Here is a 22174-nt window from a genome sequence, read left to right as displayed (position 1 = left end):
CGCCTCATTGATTGATTAAAATAGGTCCGACTATGTCATCATCTTCTCGCACAACCAAAGCCCATTACTTAATTGGTATCGATTTAGGAACCACCAACAGTGTGCTGGCGTATTGCGAAATCCAAGATGATCTTACCCATAGCCCCGTTGCTATTTTTGATATCGACCAATTGGTGGGCCCAGGTGAAGTCACTCGTAAGCCACTATTGCCTTCCTTTCGGTTTCATCCGGCCAATAATCAATTTCAAGCGCACGATCTCACCCTCCCTTGGGAAAACCAAAGTGTCAGTGGTGATTTACCTCAGGCTATTATTGGTGAATGGGCGCGTGAACTTGGCGAAAAAGTGGAAGGTCGTCAAGTTTCCAGTGCCAAAAGTTGGTTATCGCACGATGCAGTGGATCGAGGTTCGGATATTCTGCCGTGGTCTAGCGGCGATGATGTCGAAAAAGTCTCACCAGTAGTGGCCAGTGCCAGTTACTTAAATCATATCCGTCAAAGTTGGAACCATCATCATCCAATCCATAGATTAGAACAGCAAGAAGTGGTCATCACCATTCCGGCTTCCTTTGATGAATCGGCGCGAAATTTGACCTTACAAGCGGCCAAACTTGCAGGTTTACCTCATGTACATTTGCTCGAAGAGCCACAAGCGGTATGTTATGACTGGTACAGTCGCCATCTTGATAGCGCGTCCGATCAATTAGCCAATATACCTTCTATTTTAGTCTGTGATGTGGGTGGTGGTACGACCGATCTTAGTTTGATTTCAGCTACTTACACCGATGGCAATTTAAACTTGAATCGAATCGGGGTCGGCGATCACTTAATGTTAGGTGGCGATAATATTGACCTTGCTTTGGCTCATCTTGCCGAGCAACGTCTGGCCGATATGGGGTCAAATTCAAGCAAAAAACTCAATGCCGCTTCGCTGATGAAGCTGATCCAACAAACCCGTAAAGTCAAAGAAGATTTATTGCGCCCTGATGCACCCGAGCAAGCCAAAATATCCGTATTAGGTTCGGGATCGCGTTTAATTGGTGGCACTAAAAGCGCGCCAATCTCCAAACAAGAGATCCATCAAATTGTGTTAGACGGATTTTTTCCTTTAACCGAAAAGGAAGAAATTTCGCAAAAACGCCGCACCGCTATGGTTGAATTTGGCCTGCCTTATGCCGCTGATGCTGCGGTGAGTCGTCATATTGCTGAATTCATTCAAAACCATTCTCCTGATAAACAAATTCCAAGCGGATTATTGTTAAACGGCGGCGTATTTAATAGTGAGTTAGTTGAAAACCGCATGGTGGATTTACTCAGCCAATGGCAAGGTTCCCCCATCACACTCTTAGATAATCCAAGTCCAGATTTGTCGGTGGCTTTTGGCGCAGTCGCTTATGCCAAAGCTCGCCGTGGCGCTCAACTTAAAATTGGTGGTGGCTCTGCGCGCTCTTATTTCTTGCACTTAAAGCATAAGAAAAAATCCTCACAAGCACTGTGTTTGTTGGCTAAAGGTACTGAAGCAGGTCAAGAGATACGTTTAACCGGACGAAAGTTTTTACTGACCTTGGGCGAGCCGATCCAAATTGATATGCTGACCTCAACTCAAGAGCAGTTTATTGATGATGCCAATCGACTTACCCACCCACAAAACAGCTTATTATTAAGTGTCGATCGTAATATCGATCAAGCCGTTTTTCGACCACTGCCCCCTTACATTGCCACTCTAGATAGCCAAACCTCGCGTGAGACGCTACAAGCCAATCAAAAAGATCGAGTGGAAGTGATGTTAGCTTGTCAGTTAACCGAAGTGGGCACCTTAAAATTAGAATGTGTCAGTTTAGAAGATGACAGCCAGCGGTGGTTGTTAGAATTTGATACTCGCAAGCATGAAGAATTCGAGCAAGCACAAGCTCATCCAAGGTTAGAGGCCGCTCAAGTGCTCATTTCCAGCGCTTACTCTGCCAATAAAAAAGTTGATAATCCAAAGTTAATAAAAACATTAAGCAAAGATTTAGAAAAACAATTAAGCAAACGCGAAAATTGGGACTTCCCTACTTTGCGTCAGTTGTTCGACAGCTTCGCCTTAGGCAAGAAACGTCGTCGCCGCTCAGCCGATCATGAAAAGCAATGGTTACGTTTAGCCGGTTTTTGCTTACGCCCAGGTTTTGGCGATCCCACCGATGAATGGCGCTGTGAACAAACATGGGCGCTGTACCAACAAGGTATTCAATTCCCATCCAGCCAAACTTGGTCCGACTGGTGGATATTCTGGCGTCGTATTGCGGGCGGTTTACACCAAGAACAACAAGAAACCATTTTAGCCGATATTGCTAAATACTTGCATCCCGGTGCTCATCGCGCTAAAGGCGCAAGTAAGGAAGTCAGTGAGCATGGTTACGAAGCGATGGTGCGTTTGTCTGCCTCATTAGAGCATTTAGACAGTGAAGACAAAATATTACTGGCCACTTGGTTTTTTAATCGCGCGCAAAAAAGTACCGATTTCATCCAAGCTCATTGGTGGGCCGTCGCGCGCTTGGCTTCTCGCAGTCAGCTTTATGGCAGCCAACACAATATTATTCCCGCCGCTCAAGTGAGCCAATGGTTATTAAAAATGCTCGAACTGGATTGGAAGCAAGAACCGACTATTGCTTTTGCGGCCGTTATGATGGCGCGTAAAACCGGCGACCGAAGCTTAGATATTGCCGATGATATTCGCGTAGCATTAATTGAAAAACTCAAAGCCAACCGCGCTAGCCAATCTTGGGTTGATCTGGTCAGTGAGGTCACACAATTGAGCTCCGATGAATCGAAGAAAATTTTTGGTGATTCCATTCCTGCAGGGATCATATTGTTATAACTAGGTCTGTTTGATTGGCATAACATTTAAGACCGCAACTTGATTAAACCCAACGACCATACATGTAATGGTCGTTCGATTAAAATTAAGTTGATATTTGCTGATCGTCCACTTTCCCGAGCAAAAGGCCAAAGTTGATGTGATCTTTATCACCAGCTGATGATAAGTTGACCGACGACACCACTCCTACCCCCCCACCAGATATACCACTAAAGTAGTAGGCTAATGTATGAATTCAGATACAACTCACAACATAAAAATATTAAATATTATATAACAATAACTTATGCTCTAAATAAGCGAGTTGATAATAAATTGACATTGTTTAGCTTAATAATCATACAATTTTAATCTATACTTTGCGCAAATAGAGCCTAGCCAAATCATTGATGATAATACTGGCCGCTTTCGATTGACATGGATGTTGTAATTTTAATGGCTAATGCCTTAATTGTGAGTCCCTACATAGATGAAACAAAGCCCTTATGTTCGCGACAGCCTTTACTACACTTGTCATATCACTAACACAACCTCTTATACTATGCTGCTGGTCGAGCACTTAGCCAAGCAACATGCCCAAATAACACCTTTATTTAAAACGGCGATCGAAATTGCCGCCTTGTGGCACGATATCGGAAAACAATTTCTACCCGAAGATATTTTAAGCAGCCCAAATAAACTCACCGAGGATGAATTTACTCTGATCAAAACCCATACCACATTGGGTAAAGAATATATTGATACCTTGAGCTTAGATATTGATGAGCAAACTTATCAGATTTTGTCGGATGTGATTTTATACCATCATGAAAAGTTTGATGGCTCCGGCTACCCTATGGGAATAGCAGCCAATGAGATTCCATTTAGTGCTAAAATCGTGGCATTAGCCGATGTATTTGAATCACTAACCTCAAAACGCAGCTACAAACCGGCCTTTAGCTTTGAAAAAGCCAAGCACATTATCGTTGAGGAGAAAGGATCGCACTTTGACCCTGTGGTGGTGGAGGCTTTCTTATCCATTCAAGAACAATTTAAAGCTCATCTGAAAAGCCTTAATTGTAGCCAGTGCGCCGCATAAATTTATTCCGGCGGGTGTTGATCTGCTTTATCTGATTGATGGCCTTTCAACATCCGAATTTCACGTTGTGGGAATGGGATCTGGAAGCCGTTGGCACGCATCGCTTCAAAAATCATAAGCAATAAATCACCACCCACTCGATTCTTACCATCATCAATCCCTAACATCCAGAACTCGACAAACATGTTGACCCCTGAATCTCCAAACCCATCGATTTCGCAATCGGGTTGCTCTTCAAATGGAACCCCTTCTCCGCTGATCACTTGCTCGTGTGAGGCGACAGTTTGTTTAATGATATCAACCAGTTTTCGGATGTCTGAATCATAAGCCACAGAAAAATCGACACGATAGCGTTGCTTCTTATTTTTATGGGTCCAGTTGGTAAAGCTTTCAGTGACAAACTTTTCATTCGGCACCATGATATCTTTACCATCAAAGGTTTCTAAGGTAGTCGAGCGTAAAGTTAATTCGCGTACCACTCCGGTTCGGCCATCTTGCAGTTCAATATAATCATCGACTGAAATAGATCGGTCGAGCAAGATAATAATACCGGAAATAAAATTAGAGGCGATGGCTTGTAATCCAAAGCCTAATCCGACACCGAGTGCCCCACCAAATACTGCCAGAGCGGTTAAATTAATGCCTAGAATGCGTAATAAGAATAAGAAAATCACCACAAAGATCGTCACTTCAAACAGTTTGGCAGCCACTTCTTTGGTTCGAAAATCCAAACTATGTTGGCGACGAATGATTTCTTTTCCCGTCGAGTTAGAAATACGGCCGAACCAAAACAATAACGACCCAAACAACAAAACACGCACCACACCATAAGCGGATATATTAATTTCACCTAAATTGATTTCAATTGATTCTAAAATGGTGACAATCGGTTTCAACCAATCGACCGAATGTAAAAACAGCAACGGTAGGCCAATCCAACGAAACACAAAAGCAATAAAGCGGTATTTGACGTTATCATGGATAATGCGATGGCAAACCAGTAATAGTCCGATGGTTAGAGCGGTACTCACAAGCCAAGACTGCCCCAGCAGTTTATGACTAATTTCCACCGCAAAATTCATCATAAAAATAGCGAGCAATGGGAAAATTAAATTGCCTATTTTAGCGCTAATATTGCGCAACGGGCTGACTACCGCACTTTGATTAAGCTGACTTGCTTGTTGCTGTGCGGATTCTAATTGTTCAATACTGAGTGAACTGGGTAATGGCGCGAAAGTTGGAAAGGCTTTTCGCAGTGACTTTGCCACCCAAAAAGCACAACCGAACACAATAAATACCAATGCTAATTGAGTATAAGTATCGCTATCCTTTAATACCAAAAGGATCTGATGACTATTATCAGATATGATTTTTTGATAATGCTGAAAATCCATTAGCCTGCTCCTAAATCACTACCAAACCTTCATAGCGAATCGTATTAAGTCATTGAATGCAAACCAAACATATTCCCTTCAGTGTCGATAGCTAAACTGATAAAACCGTATTCACCAATTGGCATCTTAGCTTGCTGGATTTTCCCACCAGCGGCAACCACACGAGAGGACTCAAGCGCGCAATCTTGACACGAAAAATACACTACCGTGCCATTACCACTCACGTTATAGCCATCCATTTTTACTAATGCCCCGGTCGCGCCATAAGTTTCCATATTTGAAGGAAAAGCGAGCATTTCAATGCCTTTATGTTCGGTTGGATCCCCCATAGGTTTTAACTTGATATCAAGCACTGATTGATAAAAAGCCTTCGCTCGATCTAACTCATTCACATAAATTTCAAACCAACCAACGGGATTACTCATCATTTTATTATTCCTATCAGATATATAGAACCTTAAGTATAGGCTGCTATTTCTGGTTTAGATGGGAAAATAACAGTTTTTAGAGACAAAAAAAGCCGCCACTGGCAGCTTTGATTTTATATGTAAACCGTTGATTTAGTCTGTGCAATTATAGTATGCGTTGACCTATTTTGACCGTTCCGTTGGTATTAAACCACAAGGCTTCCGTACGACGGCGACCAATTAAAATCGGACCATCATCGAAAAATAGAAAGTTCTTCCAATGCTTTTTAAAAATCGACCACTTGGTTTCGATGATATTGTACTTCTCATAGCAAAAGTACACTGTCACGTCATCTTGCCAATCAATATGCTCGAGAATTTCTGCTGGTAACTCAGGATCGTCGGCTTCCCACGCTGCAGACCAATCAACCTCATCACTCCAATTACTGGCTTTAGATGGCCAGTCAGATGAGCTTAATCGTTCGGCATCTGGGCTTTGTTTACTGATGTTTTCCATCCATAAATGCGCAGCACGTTGTTGTGTGATCGGTTTAATATGGATTAAGTCTTGCTCAGAAACCGGCATCGATTGGTGAGTAAAAATCCACTTTCTTTGGTATTCATCCAAAGGTAAATATGCCATACAGCCCTACTTTTTTAATTAATTGTTGTTCTTTGTTCGAGTATATCAGGTTACCCAATATTTCGACCATTCCTGATCTCATCGGAACAAATTCTTCGCTTTAACGATGACAATAGTGTCAGCATTAAGCTTTCCTTATTCCATAGTCACGCAGTTTATTGGCAATTGAAGTATGAGAGACCTCTAAACGCTTGGCCAATTTCCGGCTTGAGGGAAACGACTGGTACAAACGTTGTAGAATTTGAGACTCATAATTTTTCATCATCTCATCTAAATTACCATCAAGATTAAAGCTGGGTAAATGTGCTTCAAATGCCGATACACTCGGTTGTAATTTTGGTAACTGAAAGTGTTCAAAATTCAGTACATCACTATCCAATTGTGTCATGGCGCGTAGCACCGAATTTTCCAGTTGACGAATATTGCCCGGCCAAGGGTACAAGCTTAATTGTTCGACAAGGTGTTCTCCATAACTAGGGGTTAGCAACCCTAATTGTTGAGCGTATTTTGCCACAAACATATCGAGTAAAGGCAAAATATCACTGCTACGTTCACGCAATGGTGGAATAGACAAATTAAGCACGTTCAAGCGATAGTATAAATCTTCTCTGAAACTGCCTTCTTGGGTTAACTGCGATAAAGTTTGCTTGGTTGAGGCAATCACTCGTACATCAACATGCATTTCTTGCTCTTCACCCACTCGGCGAAACGAACCATCTTGCAAGAAACGCAATAATTTAATCTGTAAGTGGGGGCTCATTTCGCCAATTTCATCAAGAAAGACTGTGCCTTGGTCCGCTTGTTCAAAAATGCCTTTATGACCCGCTTCATTGTTAAATGTTCCTGGCGCATGACCAAACAGTTCGGTTTCTGCGACATCATCAGGCATTGAAGCGCAGCTAAGCACTAAGAAAGCATGATTCGCTCGTAATGATCGATTATGACAAGCTCGTGCTAGCATTTCTTTGCCGGTGCCGGTATCGCCTTCGATTAAAAGCGGTTGATCTAACATCGCCAGTTTTTTCGCTTGGTTGATCAAACGTTGATGCATATTAGAACTGCCAACAAAATGCTCAAACCCTAATGGATTGTACTGTGATACTGCCTTTAATTTCACTTCTGATGCGACAATTGGTTTTAATGTCACGACTGCGCCCGCCAGCAAAGACTCACCTGAACTTTGCGTAATAATCACCGGCATCACATCCATTAAATAGTTGAGGCCTTCAATGGTAATGTTATCGCGATAGCGTAATAAGCTTTGATCTAACTGAGCAGGTTTTATTTTAGGTTCGCCGCTTTTAATAGCATGAAACCAAGGCGCAGATTGTAGTTTAGGAATGTAATGAAAAATGCTGAATGACTGAATTTGCTCCACCGTCACTTTAAATAAGGCTAATGCGGACTCATTGGCCATATCGATCTCGCCTTGCAAACCAATCGAAATGATGGGATCCGGCAAGGTATCTAAAATGGCATTCAGCTCGCGTGTTTCGCGCTCACTGGGGATGAAAGGAATTTTCCGGACATCGGTCACGGTCGGGATCTGACGAATTTTAGCCATCAACTCACTAAAAATCTCAAAATTAAGCGCTGGACAATTGAGGTAGATAACGCCATTACCTGCAAATTCCATCGCCCGCAATTCGACCTGATATGACGTTAATAACGCCACTAATGGCTGCGTAATATTGGTGTGGTCTTCACATAAGACTTCTAATCTCACGGTACTGCCTTTAAAGTGTCACGAAAAGTTGACACTAGTTTGAAACAAGCTAAGCAGAGGGTCAAGATTTACTTGTTCTTACCCACCACTCGTAAGACGATCTGTTTGCGAATTTCAGCTAGGCGAACCGCTTTGTCTTTTTGCCAGGGCAGTGGTCGTAATAACGCCATCGCTTTAATACCAAGGCGCGCGGTTAATAATCCGACGCCAATACCTTGCGCGGCGCGTGCCGATAATTTACCAGCAATATCCATCGATAATGCATGCATGCTGGCATCCACCACTAATTCACTCGCCCCTGCGGCGGCCATATTTACAAACACTAATTTGACTAAACGTAAACGAGAGAAATAGCCAAGCTCAACGCCATAGATTTTGCCTAGCTCATCAATTAATTTGAAATTACGCCAAGCAATTAACGCCATATCGGCAATGGCAAGTGGGCTTATCGCCACTAAAACGGCTGCTTCACAGGCATAATTAGCAACCAGTTTTTTAGCTTGCTGATCTTGCACGCTGACCACCATCGCATCATATAATTCAATCACATCCGCATCATTATGGTTGGCAGTGACAGAGGTTTTCCAACGATCAAAGCCGACATGCTCAAGGGTAATACCCGCTTCTTGAGCAATAGATTCACAAAAAGGCACGGCCTTACCATAACTTGAAGCGTGTGAGGCTTTATTGTCTGGTGAGGCAAACATCATATCCATCGCTTTTTCTTGATGACTCAGTTGTTTACCCAGACGACGTAATTTCCATAATTCTTTCAGCGTAACGGCAATACCAAATGATGCCGCGCTCGCGATCAGTGCCGACCACCCTAGTGATAGCCAATCATGGGTTTGATAGGCGGTTAAAACATTATCAACACATTGCCAGCCTAATAACCCCGCAAAGGATAATCCGCCTAGGCTCCAAAATATCCGCCGCTTACCTTTTGGCCGTATGACTGCCACTATTTTTTCTTCAAGCGCTAGATCGTTATCTGATGCCGCTTGTTGTTCTAACGTCATCGGTGTGAATTGCGTGTGATCGTTAAAATGAACTTGGTCATTAAAATGCAGCGAGGCGTTTAGCTTATCTAAAGGTTCGGCTTCGACATAACCGGTTTGTTGTGTCGCTTGCGCCAACCGATCTCTAGGATCTTGATTTTGTTCACGCTTATCCGACTTGGGGGTAACATCAGCTTTATCAGTTGAGAAAACTTGTTTCGATTTATATTCACTCATCGTAGTTTATCTCCTAATAAAAACTGCATCGCTTTGTCCATTCGAATGTGGGGTAATGATTGACCTTGCGGGATCTTAAGCGGTCTAAACTGATGAAAATCAAAACCATGTTGTTGCCAATACGCTTGGTTGGGTAGCGTTGAGGGCACTTCTCCGGGATAAAGTGTTAAGGTTTCTTGCTCTAGAGTGGTGCCTTTTATCGCTTGTAAGGTGGTATCACCGCGACTGGCATAACCTGGCATAGTGGCTTGAATCGATGACAAACTCATGCACTCCATATCAATGCCTTCATAAGACACATGTTGCCAAGCCTCATTAACCAATTGTTGGAGTAACGACACCATATTGCCATGTTGATCTGGGGTGACATGATCGGCTTTCGTTGCAGCGAATAACACTTTATCAATTTTGGCTGAAAACAGGCGTTTTAGAATCGAATTACGTCCATATTTAAAGCTTTGTAATAATTGCGTGATCGCCCTGCTCATATCATTAAATGAGTCGTGACCGGCATTGAGTGGTTGCAGACAATCCACCAGCACGATTTGACGATCAAAACTGGCAAAGTGTTGCTGGTAAAAGGCTTTAACGATTTTCTTTTTGTATTCATTAAAGCGAGAACGCAGCATCGCATAAGCACAGTTTTTGCTGATGCCTTGTACCGGTTTACCATCCGAATCTAACTCAAGAATGGCAGGGAAAAACTGCAGCACCGGCGCGCCTTCAAGCTCACCGGGCAACACAAAGCGACCCGGTTGCACCCAATGTAAGCCTGCTTTTTTACATTCATGCAAATAAGCGGTATAGGCACGAGATAACTCAGCCACCCGATTTTCATTGGCCTGCTGATATAAATCAAAATGGTTTAACTTTACCAACCATTCTTTGGCTAAACGAGCTCGAATGCTGGTGGCGTTATCACCTTGCAGATTTTTTAATTGTTGTTTCGACCATTGCTCGAAGCTCATATCGAGTAAAGGAAGATCCAACAACCATTCTCCTGGGTAATCAACAATATCCAAATATAAAGTGGAGGTTGATTTCAGTAGACGCCGCGCCCCTTTGTTCGGCTTAAAACGTATCGCCAAGCGGATTTCACTAACATCTCGGGTCGGTTCTGGCCACTGCGGTGGGGTTTCATTAAGTTGCTCAATCGCTAAATCATAATCAAAGCGTGGCACCATTAAGTTGGTTTGCGGGATCCGCTTTGCGCCTAATAATTGCTTATTACGACTTGCTTCAAATAGAGGTAAATTATCTTGGGTCGAACTATGAAGTAATTGATTCACTAAAGAGGTGATAAAGGCCGTTTTGCCTGCACGAGACAAGCCCGTCACCGCCAAACGTAAATGGCGATCAAGACTGCGTTTGACTAAATCATTCACTTCTTGTTGTAACTTCATTTACTACCTCAACTCATACCTGTGCGACGAGAGTCTATATTATCACTGTCTAATCTAAAAACGAAAAGGCCCACATAAATCTATGTGAGCCTTTGTAAGCGTGGTTTTGATAACCTAATCGAAGAAGAAATTAATCTTCTTCAATCATTTTATAAATCACAAACAGTGCTAACTCTAAGAATAAAGCTAAAACAATGGTCATGGTGACAAAGGTGCCAAGTGGTTGGCTAAAAATAGATACACCAAAGCGTATAATTTCAAAACCAGTGTAACCACCAACGATGATTGCGATAAGAATTTGTAATACTCTTACAAAACGTGGCATTTTATCTCCTAAATATTTAACCTCATGGACTTATGTGACTTAAGTGACTTAAGTGACTTAAGTCCATGTTCAATAACTAAACTATAATCAATTTCAGTTAATTAGTCAGGTTATTTTTCCATTTCTGCGATTTTTACTTTCCAAGTATCTGGGCCAATTTGGTGTGCATTTGCACCAGTGGAGTCCACGGCTACCGTAACTGGCATGTCTTCGACTTCAAATTCGTAAATCGCTTCCATTCCTAACTCTTCAAATGCCACTACGCGTGCTTTCTTGATAGCCTTCGCCACTAAATATGCAGCGCCACCAACCGCCATTAAATACACCGCTTTATGGTTTTTGATTGATTCAATGGCCGCAGGGCCGCGCTCAGCTTTACCTATCATGCCAGTTAATCCCGTTTGGCTTAACATCATGTCAGTAAATTTATCCATGCGGGTCGAGGTGGTTGGTCCTGCTGGGCCGACCACTTCATCACCAACCGCATCAACAGGACCAACGTAGTAAATAAATTTACCGGTAAAATCGACCCCTTCAGGCAGACCTTCGCCACTTTCTAATAAGCTTTGAATACGTTTATGCGCCGCATCACGGCCGGTTAATATCTTACCTGACAGCAGCACGGTTTCGCCTGTTTTCCACTCTTGCACCTCTTCTTTAGTCACTTGATCAAGGTTAACCCGGCGAGTATTGGCCCCCGCTTCCCAAGTGATTTGTGGCCAATCTTCTAATTTCGGTGGCTCGAGTTGCGCCGGACCTGATCCATCAAGAGTGAAATGGACATGACGCGTCGCAGCACAATTTGGAATTAAACAAACCGGTTTAGAGGCCGCATGGGTTGGCGCTGTTTTAATTTTCACATCGACCACGGTTGTTAATCCGCCTAAACCTTGCGCGCCTATGCCTAATTTATTAACACGATTAAAAATATCAACCCGCAGTTTTTCTTCTGTGGTTTCAGGGCCGCGTTCAATCAGTTCGGCAATATCAATATGTTCCATTAGCGATTCTTTGGCTAGCACCGCAGCCTTTTCGGCCGTTCCGCCAATACCGATACCCAGCATGCCTGGTGGACACCAACCCGCACCAAGCAGTGGCATCGTTTTTTCAACCCATTCAGCTACATCATCTGACGGGTTCAGCATCACCATTTTGGTTTTGTTTTCAGAGCCGCCACCTTTGGCCGCAATTTGGATATCCACTTTATTACCCGGCACCATATTGATATGAACCACACCCGGAGTATTGTCTTTAGTATTGATTCGCTTACCCGCAGGGTCAGATAAAACAGAAGCACGCAATGGGTTATCAGGATTGGTGTAAGCTTGACGAATACCTTCATCAACCATTTGCTGTACCGTCATGTCGGTTTGATCCCACGACACTTCCATACCAATATTGACAAAGCAGGTCACAATGCCGGTATCTTGACAAATTGGGCGGTGACCTTCAGCAGCCATACGCGAGTTTATTAAGATTTGCGCGATGGCATCCTTTGCCGCTTGGCTTTCTTCTTTGTTATACGCTTTCTCAAGCGCCTGAATAAAATCGAGAGGATGATAATAAGAGATATATTGAAGTGCGTCAGCGACACTGCTGATCACATCTTGCTTACGAATAACAGTCATAGTTGCCTCAGTTATAATTATGTTCCATCAGCAAAATATCGCATTACAGTGGTGCAGATATCGGAAAAGATAAAGACTTTGCATTCATTACCAATTTTTTATGCCAATGCTGATGGAATTGTTATTAGATTATTGGGTTACGGCCTTGTAACTCGATTGCTTTGTGCCAAATTATGATACTCTTGCTGCTCACCAGATACCATGTAGTGATTGAACCTTTGTCACACTTTAACCAATGAAAAATTAAATAAAAGCATGAAGATAGCCCAACCACATTCTGTTTGCGTTCAATCGCTTGAGTATTCAGCAGATTTAAGTCTGACCTATTTCTCTCATCTGCAACATTTACCCTGGGCAATGTTGTTACGCTCAGCGGCGCAAGGTCATCCCAATAATCGCTTTGATATTTTAGTCGCCAATCCGATCGCAACTTTAGTCACTCACGCTGCAACGACTCAGATCACGATATCTTCCGATGCTGGTAATCCCATTTACTCAAGCCAAGATCCATTTGAATTATTAGCCCATTACCAAGATTTATTATTGCCAAGCCTTGCGCCCATTGACGACATTCCTTTTATTGGGGGCGCGCTGGGTTACTTTAGTTATGATTTAGGTCGTCAGGTTGAGACCATGCCAACCACTGCTAGCGCCGATATTCCTACTGCTGATATGGCGGTCGGTTTATATGAGTGGGCTCTGGTCGTCGATCATCAATTGCAACGTGCCTATCTAGTCGGCCAGAACTTACCTCAGTATCAGCAATGGCTAGAAAATCAAAAATGTCTTTATCAACAGCAAGTCGATATCAATGAATCGTTTAGATTAAAGAGTGACTGGTCATCCAACATGACCAAATCTGAATACGGGCAAAAATTTTCGCTGATCAAAGAATACTTAGCCGCCGGTGATTGTTATCAAATCAACCTAGCGCAGCGTTTTAATGCCGCTTATCAAGGTAGTGAGTGGCAAGCCTATCAAGCATTAGAAACCAGTAATCATGCGCCTTTTTCTGCTTTTATTCGTACCGATGAAATCGCAGTGCTAAGCATTTCGCCTGAACGGTTTTTGTCATTAGAAAATCAGCCTTGTGTCGCTTCAGTTGGACCACTCTCAGTTGACCCTCTCACAACCGATTGCAAACCATCAACAAAACGGGTGATCGAAACCAAACCGATCAAAGGTACTCGCCCGCGCAGTCTTGATCCAATCGAAGATGCGCAACTTGCACAACAACTCCAACGCGCCCAAAAAGATCAGGCTGAAAACTTAATGATCGTCGATTTGCTGCGTAACGATATTGGCAGAGTGGCAAAACCAGGTAGCGTCACCGTGCCAGCATTATTCGAAGTAGAGAGTTTTCCAGCAGTGCACCATTTAGTTAGCACCATTCGCGCTCAACTTGATGACAATCAAACCCCTTCTTCTTTATTACGCGCTTGTTTTCCAGGTGGTTCAATCACGGGCGCCCCCAAAATTCGTGCCATGCAGATCATTGAAGAATTAGAACCCCATCGTCGCAACATATACTGTGGCAGCATTGGTTATATTAGCCGTTGTGGAAACATGGACAGCAACATTACCATTCGTACTCTGATTGCCTATCAACAGCATTTATACGCTTGGGCAGGCGGTGGCATTGTGGCAGACAGTGAAATGGAAGCCGAATATCAAGAAACCCTTGATAAGGTGAGTCGAATTTTGCCCATATTATCGAAAGTCTAATCAAGCTCACTTCAAGACCCAGCGAACAAATCTATAATAAAGGGATGGATTGAGCTTTAAGGATAAAGCATGACGCGAGATCAACTGCTGCGACAATTTTCATTAACGACGCCAAGTCAATATCATGCTGACAGTTTGCGAAGGATCGCGCATCTTAATAAACAGTCATTGCGAAAAGCGGCCGTACTTATTCCTTGTATCGATCGACCTGATGGCATCTATGTTCTATTTACCAAACGAGCTTCGCATTTAAAGCACCATGCGGGCGAAGTGAGCTTTCCGGGTGGCAAATATGAATTATTTGATCGCTCGCTTGCCGATACCGCATTAAGAGAAACCAACGAAGAGGTCGGCGTCTTAACCAACCAAATTCAACTGCTTGGTCAATTGCCCTCTTTAGTTACCGTTAGTCAGTTTGAAATTACGCCATTTGTCGCGTTAGTGAAACAGGATTATCGTTGTGTAATCGATCCTAATGAAGTCGATAGCGTGTTTGAAGTCCCTGCCAACTACCTTTTTAATCCGCAAAACTTGCACACCTCAACCATGATCCTACGCGGAAATCAGCATCCTATTTTTTCTATTCACTATCAAAAATACTTTATTTGGGGTGTTACAGGACAAATCATTCAATCACTTCAAAATCAGTTGCAATTTAAACCCTAAATAAATTTTATAGCTTAAAATAATCTGTAGCACATAATAACCACTGATTATCACTTCATTAGTAAAACTAATGCGAATGAAGCTAACTTTGTGACACAGCGCAAGTTATGCGTCCCTCCCTTTCATTATCTGAAATTACTTGATTTCGATCGTGTTTTTTAGCATTCAAACGCGCATAATCTTCGCCAATTCTTCCTGTTCCCAAAATTAAGAGAATTCATATTATGCAAACTACAACCAATACAACAACGCAAAGCGCAGCAGCGTCGAGCAAATGGACCTATAAAGATTTTTCATGGGTTTTATCACTTTTCGGTACCGCGGTTGGTGCTGGCGTATTATTTCTTCCAATCAAAGCCGGTGCGGGTGGTTTTTGGCCATTAGTCATTTTGGCTCTCATTGCAATGCCTATGATTTGGCTAGCGCATAAAGGGTTAGCACGTTTCGTTCTCTCTTCTAAAAATCCTAATGCAGATATTACCGATGTTGTTGAAGAACACTTTGGTAAAACTGGCGCGACCATCATTACTTTTGCATATTTTTTTGCAATCTACCCTATCGTACTTATCTACGGTGTGGGCATCACTAATACCGTAGATTCTTTCTTAGTGAATCAAATCGGCATGGAATCCATTCCTCGTTGGTTACTGTCTGGTGCATTGATTTCATTAATGACTTGTGGCGTGATCTTCGGTAAAGATTTAATGCTGAAAGTAACCTCTGCCATGGTTTACCCATTAGTATTCATCTTACTTGCGCTTTCTATCTTCCTTATTCCAGAGTGGAACACTTCAATGGCTGAAGTCACACCAGATTGGGTTGCTATGCCTAAGATCATTTGGCTTGCTATTCCTATCATTGTGTTCTCTTTTAACCACAGCCCAATCATCAGCCAGTTCTCGAAAGAGCAACGTCGTACATACGGTGATAACGCGGCTAAGAAAACCGATATGATCACAGGTGGCGCAGCGACTATGTTGATGGTTTTCGTTATGTTCTTCGTATTCTCTGTTGTTCTTTCTTTAACTCCTGCACAACTTGGCGAAGCACAAGCACAAAACATCAGTGTTCTGTCTTACCTGGCTAACATTCACTCTTCTCCAATGATTTCTTACTTAGGTCCAATCGTTGCTTTCGCGGCGATCACGTCAAGCTACTTCGGTCACTTCCTTGGTGCACATGAAGGTTTGGTTGGTCTAGTAAAATCTCGTTCAGGAATGGAAGAGAAGAAAGTAAAAAAATTGTCTCTTGTGTTTATCGTGTTGACAACTTGGATCATCTCTATCATCAACCCAAGCATCTTAGGTATGATTGAATCTATCGGCTCTCCAATGATTGCTGCTATCTTGTTCATTCTTCCTATCTACGCAATGCGTAATGTTCCTGCGATGGCGAAATTCAAAACTTCACCTATTGCACAAATCTTCACTGCAGTATGTGGTGTTGCCGCTATTACTTCAGTAATCTACAGCCTTTTCTAATCACTGCACATTTAGCTAACCATTAGAAAACTATAAATAATATAAGCCTCTTACTTTTAAGGGGCTTAATTAGAGGTAAATAACATGATCAGTGTTTTTGATATCTACAAAATTGGCGTTGGCCCTTCGAGCTCTCACACTGTTGGCCCAATGAAAGCCGGTAAACAATTTATTGATGACCTTCGCGGCATGGGTACATTGCGTGATATTACTAAAATTACTGTCGATGTTTACGGTTCATTATCGCTGACAGGGAAAGGTCACCAAACTGATATCGCTATCATTATGGGATTGGCAGGAAATACGCCAGAACATGTAGATATTGACGCTATTCCAGGCTTCATTGCGCGCGTGGCTGAAACCGAGCGTCTACCGGTTGGTATGCATTGTCATACGGTAGAGTTTCCTAAAGAAGGCAGCATGAACTTCCATAACTCTAACTTGTCTTTGCATGAAAATGGTATGCAAATTCACGCATGGGTGGATGGTGAAGTGTCTTACAGTAAAACTTACTACTCTATCGGTGGTGGCTTTATTGTCGATGAAGAGCACTTTGGTAAAGAGCAAGAATCTGCATTTAGTACCCCTTACGAATTTAATTCAGCTACCGAGTTATTGAGCCTATGCAAAGAGCATGGTTTGTCGATCAGTACCTTAGTGATGAAAAATGAAAGCGCGCAACATTCAAGTGATGATGTTCGTACCTATTTTGCTAACATCTGGAAAACCATGCGCGAATGTATGGAAAAAGGCATGAATACAGAAGGTATTTTGCCTGGACCATTGCGTGTGCCGCGTCGTGCTTCTGCATTACGTCAACAGCTATTAACCTCATCCAATACCTCAACCGATCCAATGGCAGTAATCGATTGGGTCAATATGTACGCTTTTGCGGTGAATGAAGAAAATGCGGCGGGTGGTCGTGTGGTGACAGCGCCAACCAATGGGGCATGTGGCATTATTCCTGCGGTATTAGCGTATTACGATAAGTTTATTCAGACCGTGACCGAAAAAGATTACATTCGCTATTTTGCCGCCTCTGGCGCAATTGGCGGTTTATACAAACAAAATGCTTCAATTTCTGGCGCAGAAGTTGGTTGCCAAGGTGAAGTTGGTGTGGCTTGTTCTATGGCGGCAGCGGGTCTTGCAGAATTGTTAGGCGGCAGTCCTGAGCAAGTGTGTATGGCGGCTGAAATTGGCATGGAGCATAACTTAGGCTTAACTTGCGATCCTGTGGCAGGACAAGTGCAAGTTCCGTGTATCGAGCGTAACGGTATTGCGGCAGTGAAAGCAATCAACTCGACTCGTATGGCAATGCGCCGCTCATCTGAGCCACGCGTTTCATTGGATAAAGTGATTGAAACCATGCTAGAAACCGGTAAAGACATGAACTCAAAATACCGTGAAACCTCACAAGGTGGATTGGCAATTAAAGTGATTTGTTAAAACCTAATATCTGAGACCGACGATTAATAATCGACACTAAAAAAAGCGCGTTTAACTTTCTGTTTGAAAATTAAACGCGCTTTTTGATTTTGCTATCTCTAAGTATCTAAATCTCTATATTTTATTTCTGCGTTGCTTTTAATTTTTCGACCTGTTTGAGTAAGGCATCCAAGTTCATATCAAACACCCAACTGACCGGTTTTTCGACCACAATATCACAACGATTTTTATCACCAACAAAATGTAAGCTTAATGGCCCTTCTGCGGCAGCTTTCAATTGCTGAGGCGAGATATCCAACGCGAAATTTTCATACACCACCGAATCGGATTTATTTTCAGGTTGATAAACCGTCACCTTATATTGCTCACTATCATCAAATGCTTTGTTGATGCCGTAAGGGCCTTGTGAGGACTTCAACCGAACATACAGTTGCGTTTGTTGATGGCCATTGGCGTAAACCGATGTGCGATATCGATACCCCGCCCCATCAAATTTGCCATCACATTTGGTCCAATAAGACGCCGTTTGTAAGTCAGCGCTTCGAGTGAGAGGATCTTGTTTTAAAGTTATATTTTGGTTAATTTCGTCGGCTGAGCCAATTGAAACCTGATCGCCACCAATGGTTGAACACCCACTGACGAGTATCGCAACGCTTAATCCTGTGGCTATCTTTACATTTGATAGGCTTAAATTCGGTAATCAATATTTCACATCCACCTCTTTATTTGAACGCTTCAATGTTTCATGTCTATTGTCATTGTAACGAGAGTTGAGCCATTAGTTTGCTTGTAATTAACACTAATTTATCGAATTAAGGATGCAAATCGCGTTTAACAGGCTAAAAATGCAATGAAACCCACAATTAAAGGTTGAAGCAGAGGCTATGACAGGTAATATATCAGGTAATTGCGATGCGATTTTCATCGTACAAATTTAAGACAGATTGCACCCTTTCGTCGTCAATGATGGGTGTTTTAATGGAGAATAAAATGACTTACGCGCCTGTAACAGACGTTCTAAACGGCAAATTAGCGGTAGACAGTGAAATCACTGTTCGCGGTTGGATCCGTTCACGTCGCGATTCCAAAGCTGGGATCTCTTTCCTTGCCATTTACGATGGTTCTTGTTTCGACCCGATCCAGGCCGTGGTCCCAAATGAACTGAATAATTACCAAGACGAAGTATTAAAACTCACGACCGGTTGTTCTGTTGAAGTGACAGGTAAGATTGTTGAGTCTCCTGCTAAAGGTCAAGATTTTGAACTTGCCGCTACCGCAGTAAAAGTCGTTGGTTGGGTTGAAGATGCTGATACTTACCCAATGGCTAAAACACGTCACTCAATTGAATACTTACGAGAAGTGGCTCACCTTCGCCCGCGTACTAACGTGATCGGCGCTGTGGCTCGCGTGCGTAACTGCTTATCACAAGCTATTCACCGTTTTTACCACGAGCAAGGATTCTTTTGGGTTTCTGCTCCGCTTATTACTGCATCCGATGCAGAAGGCGCGGGTGAAATGTTCCGCGTTTCAACACTGGATCATAACAACCTGCCTTTAGATGACAAAGGTAATGTCGATTACAACGAAGACTTCTTCGGTAAAGAAACTTTCCTAACCGTATCAGGTCAACTTAATGCTGAAGCTTATGCTTGTGCCTTAAGTAAAGTGTACACTTTTGGCCCAACCTTCCGTGCTGAAAACTCGCACACCAGCCGTCACTTAGCAGAATTTTGGATGGTTGAACCTGAAATTGCTTTTGCTGATCTAAACGATGCCGCAAAACTTGCTGAAGATATGCTTAAATATGTCTTTGCTGCCGTACTTGAAGAGCGTCGTGATGATCTTGAATTCTTTGCCTCTCGCATTGATAAACAAGCCATCACTCGCCTAGAGCAATTTGTTGATTCTGACTTTGCTCAAGTGGATTACACCGATGCTATCCAAATTCTACAAGATTCAGGCCGTAAGTTTGAATTTGATGTTGAATGGGGAATCGATATGTCTTCTGAGCATGAACGTTACCTTGCAGAAGAGCATTTCAAAGCACCGGTTATCGTGAAAAACTACCCGAAAGACATTAAAGCGTTCTACATGCGTCTAAACGATGATGGTAAAACTGTGGCAGCAATGGATGTCCTTGCACCTGGTATCGGCGAAATCATTGGTGGCGCACAGCGTGAAGAGCGTTTAGACGTGCTTGATGCTCGTATGATTGCGATGGGTATCGACCCTGAACACATGTCTTGGTACCGTGATCTACGTCGTTACGGCACCGTTCCTCACGCTGGCTTTGGTCTTGGTTTTGAGCGTTTAGTGTCTTATGTTACTGGCATGGGCAACGTTCGTGACGTGATCCCATTCCCACGTACACCACGCAGCGCAAGTTTCTAATTCAGAGTTTCCTAATTAGAAATTTAACCATATAAATAATAAAGCCTGTCCAATCAAAATGGATAGGCTTTTTTTGTTGAATGTGTCTCGTCCTAAATAAGGTTTACACTTTCCAAACTTAAAAATTTCATAACAAACTGTGCGTTTTATTAATTTTAAGCCAAAAGCTCTCTTGGCATATATTAATGAAATTTTTTCGCTTTGGTCTGATATCCAAAGAAGTCGGTTCAGATATTAATTCATAACTAATAAAACATTCTTGGCAAACAAGATCCGAATCCATTTCACCGATCTCTCGCTCTATGCTTTGTTTGATCACAACGCCATTATGAAAGAAGAAATCATATTCTTTGATCTCAGTAACAACGCCATCCTCTTCATTTAATTCTTCTGATTTACATTCCCACTTTTTAATTTTATGGGTCTCATCATTTTTTATGGCGGCGACATAGTTAAATAAATTATTCATCAATTGTTACTCTACGCCCGGCAAATAAACCTAATGTTGCAGAAGTGACGCAGACTATCACTATCATGGTGATCATTTCACTCCAGCCATTATTGAGCGTGTGTAAATACCCCCCTAACATAGGGCCAATAGCCGCTAATGAATAACCAATAAATTGTGCCATACCTGAAAGCGTTGTGGCTTGTAATGGACTGTTGGTGCGAAAACTAATAAACGACAAACCTAAAATAAACCAAGCCCCAGAGCATAAACCTAATAAAAATGACCAAACATAAGCAAATTGCGGTAAATATAATAATCCAACAGCGCAAGTTGCCGCGATAGCACAGATCCCAAACGCAGGTAAACGCTGATCATTTAATTTTGCCATTAACGGGATAATAAAGATGCCTGGTAGTGCGGTGCCGATTTGAAATACGCCGTGTACCATTCCCGCTTCTTCAGAACTAAAACCAGATTGTATTAACAGGCTCGGCAGCCAAGCAATCATAGTGTAAGTAAAATACGATCCCAGACCTAAGTAAAATGATACTTGCCATGCCAACGCTTTACTCCATAGATTAGTAGACGTGCTTCCTGACGTATTGACAGGGCTGGGTTTACTATTATAGCGCAGTTGCGGTAGCCAAAAAATCATCGCAATAAAGGTTAAGGCCGATAATGCAGCCAAAGCTCCTTGCCAGCCCCAACCATAATCATTCGCCAGTGGAATTGAAAATGCAGAGGCCGCGCCGGAAGCTATCCCCATTGCCAAAACATAACTCGAGGTCATGATCGCCACTTTCATTGGGAAATCTCGTTTGACCACAATCGGCAACAACACATTACCGATACTGACTCCAAGGCCAATTAAGGCGGTGCCAATAAATAGCGCACTGACACTGCCAAATGATCGAAACAGCAATCCTGCCGCAATAAGAACCAATGCAGAAAATATGGTGTATTCCAAACCAAACTTTTTGGCCAAATAAGCCGACGGTGGAGCAAATAATGCAAACGCAATGAGCGGTAATGTGGTCAACATGCCAGCTTGAGTCGCCGACAAATGGAAAGAGTTTGAAATTAAATCAATCATCGGCGCAATGCCAGTCACTGGCGCTCGGAGGTTTGCTGCGATCAGCATAACGCCAATGACAAGTAACATCATTTTATTGCGTTCAGTGACTAATGTGAGGGGCTTTGTCATATTGTCCATTATGTTAATTGCGCATAATGCCATTATATCGGAATTGTTATTAAATTGTATACAATAGAAAGGACTTATCTTGAACATAGTGTTTTATATGTAAACGAGTGGTTTAC

At 42.6% G+C, this 22174-nt stretch carries 18 protein-coding genes; 7 read left to right on the top strand and 11 right to left on the bottom strand.

What is annotated here, in order from left to right; genetic code table 11:
* Window positions 1-32 precede the first annotated feature (32 nt).
* Both GFB47_RS05440 and GFB47_RS05435 read left to right on the top strand, forming a co-directional pair.
* Entirely contained in the window at window positions 33-2855 is a 2823-nt protein-coding gene (locus GFB47_RS05440) for an Hsp70 family protein (RefSeq protein WP_153447050.1), read from the top strand.
* Window positions 2856-3324: 469 nt separating this feature from the next.
* Window positions 3325-3933, top strand: coding sequence for an HD-GYP domain-containing protein (locus GFB47_RS05435; protein WP_153447049.1), 609 nt, complete (start codon window positions 3325-3327; stop codon window positions 3931-3933).
* A 2-nt stretch (window positions 3934-3935) separates the two neighbouring features.
* On the opposite strand, the gene GFB47_RS05430 is transcribed toward GFB47_RS05435, so the two are convergent.
* From GFB47_RS05430 to GFB47_RS05395, 8 genes are all read right to left on the bottom strand, one after another.
* Entirely contained in the window at window positions 3936-5327 is a 1392-nt protein-coding gene (locus tag GFB47_RS05430; protein ID WP_153447048.1) for a mechanosensitive ion channel family protein, read from the bottom strand.
* A 44-nt stretch (window positions 5328-5371) separates the two neighbouring features.
* The gene (locus GFB47_RS05425) at window positions 5372-5755 is read right to left on the bottom strand and encodes a VOC family protein (protein WP_153447047.1); all 384 of its coding nucleotides are present in this window, start codon (window positions 5753-5755) and stop codon (window positions 5372-5374) included.
* Between the two features lie 145 nt (window positions 5756-5900).
* Window positions 5901-6377, bottom strand: a complete 477-nt coding sequence (locus GFB47_RS05420) for a DUF2947 domain-containing protein (protein WP_153447046.1) — start codon at window positions 6375-6377, stop codon at window positions 5901-5903.
* A gap of 124 nt (window positions 6378-6501) precedes the next feature.
* Window positions 6502-8103, bottom strand: a complete 1602-nt coding sequence (gene tyrR / locus GFB47_RS05415) for a transcriptional regulator TyrR (protein ID WP_153447045.1) — start codon at window positions 8101-8103, stop codon at window positions 6502-6504.
* 68 nt (window positions 8104-8171) lie between these two features.
* Window positions 8172-9338: a YcjF family protein gene (locus tag GFB47_RS05410; RefSeq protein ID WP_153447044.1), complete on the bottom strand. Its 1167-nt coding sequence runs from the start codon at window positions 9336-9338 to the stop codon at window positions 8172-8174.
* On the bottom strand, window positions 9335-10741 hold the full coding sequence (locus GFB47_RS05405) for a YcjX family GTP-binding protein (RefSeq protein WP_153447043.1): 1407 nt from the start codon (window positions 10739-10741) through the stop codon (window positions 9335-9337). Before GFB47_RS05405 ends, GFB47_RS05410 begins: the two co-directional genes overlap by 4 nt.
* A 130-nt stretch (window positions 10742-10871) precedes the next feature.
* Window positions 10872-11066, bottom strand: a complete 195-nt coding sequence (locus GFB47_RS05400; RefSeq protein WP_153447042.1) for a hypothetical protein — start codon at window positions 11064-11066, stop codon at window positions 10872-10874.
* 110 nt (window positions 11067-11176) lie between these two features.
* Entirely contained in the window at window positions 11177-12694 is a 1518-nt protein-coding gene (locus tag GFB47_RS05395; RefSeq protein WP_153447041.1) for a fumarate hydratase, read from the bottom strand.
* Between the two features lie 255 nt (window positions 12695-12949).
* Here GFB47_RS05395 and GFB47_RS05390 point away from each other — a divergent pair, with 255 nt between their 5' ends.
* The 4 genes from GFB47_RS05390 (at window position 12950) to GFB47_RS05375 (ending at window position 18012) form a co-directional block, all read left to right on the top strand.
* Window positions 12950-14419, top strand: coding sequence for a chorismate-binding protein (locus GFB47_RS05390; protein WP_153447040.1), 1470 nt, complete (start codon window positions 12950-12952; stop codon window positions 14417-14419).
* Window positions 14420-14488: 69 nt separating this feature from the next.
* The gene (locus tag GFB47_RS05385) at window positions 14489-15085 is read left to right on the top strand and encodes a CoA pyrophosphatase (RefSeq protein ID WP_153447039.1); all 597 of its coding nucleotides are present in this window, start codon (window positions 14489-14491) and stop codon (window positions 15083-15085) included.
* 224 nt (window positions 15086-15309) lie between these two features.
* The gene (locus tag GFB47_RS05380) at window positions 15310-16566 is read left to right on the top strand and encodes an aromatic amino acid transport family protein (protein WP_153447038.1); all 1257 of its coding nucleotides are present in this window, start codon (window positions 15310-15312) and stop codon (window positions 16564-16566) included.
* Window positions 16567-16650: 84 nt separating this feature from the next.
* Complete coding sequence (locus GFB47_RS05375) at window positions 16651-18012, top strand: L-serine ammonia-lyase (protein WP_153447037.1); 1362 nt, start codon at window positions 16651-16653, stop codon at window positions 18010-18012.
* A 121-nt stretch (window positions 18013-18133) separates the two neighbouring features.
* On the opposite strand, the gene GFB47_RS05370 is transcribed toward GFB47_RS05375, so the two are convergent.
* Complete coding sequence (locus GFB47_RS05370) at window positions 18134-18430, bottom strand: hypothetical protein (protein ID WP_153447036.1); 297 nt, start codon at window positions 18428-18430, stop codon at window positions 18134-18136.
* A gap of 572 nt (window positions 18431-19002) precedes the next feature.
* Between GFB47_RS05370 and asnS the strand changes: the two genes are divergently transcribed.
* Entirely contained in the window at window positions 19003-20403 is a 1401-nt protein-coding gene (gene asnS / locus GFB47_RS05365) for an asparagine--tRNA ligase (protein ID WP_153447035.1), read from the top strand.
* A 127-nt stretch (window positions 20404-20530) separates the two neighbouring features.
* Here asnS and GFB47_RS05360 read toward each other — a convergent pair whose 3' ends face one another.
* Both GFB47_RS05360 and GFB47_RS05355 read right to left on the bottom strand, forming a co-directional pair.
* The gene (locus GFB47_RS05360; protein ID WP_153447034.1) at window positions 20531-20872 is read right to left on the bottom strand and encodes a hypothetical protein; all 342 of its coding nucleotides are present in this window, start codon (window positions 20870-20872) and stop codon (window positions 20531-20533) included.
* Window positions 20865-22058: an MFS transporter gene (locus GFB47_RS05355; RefSeq protein WP_225874298.1), complete on the bottom strand. Its 1194-nt coding sequence runs from the start codon at window positions 22056-22058 to the stop codon at window positions 20865-20867. The genes GFB47_RS05360 and GFB47_RS05355 overlap by 8 nt, the downstream gene beginning before the upstream one ends.
* Between the last annotated feature and the right edge of the window lie 116 nt (window positions 22059-22174).

Origin of the sequence: Vibrio algicola (assembly GCF_009601765.2) — a bacterium.
GTDB lineage: Bacteria > Pseudomonadota > Gammaproteobacteria > Enterobacterales > Vibrionaceae > Vibrio > Vibrio algicola.
Note: the sequence above shows the minus strand (reverse complement) of the source record. Positions and strands in the feature narration are given on the sequence as shown.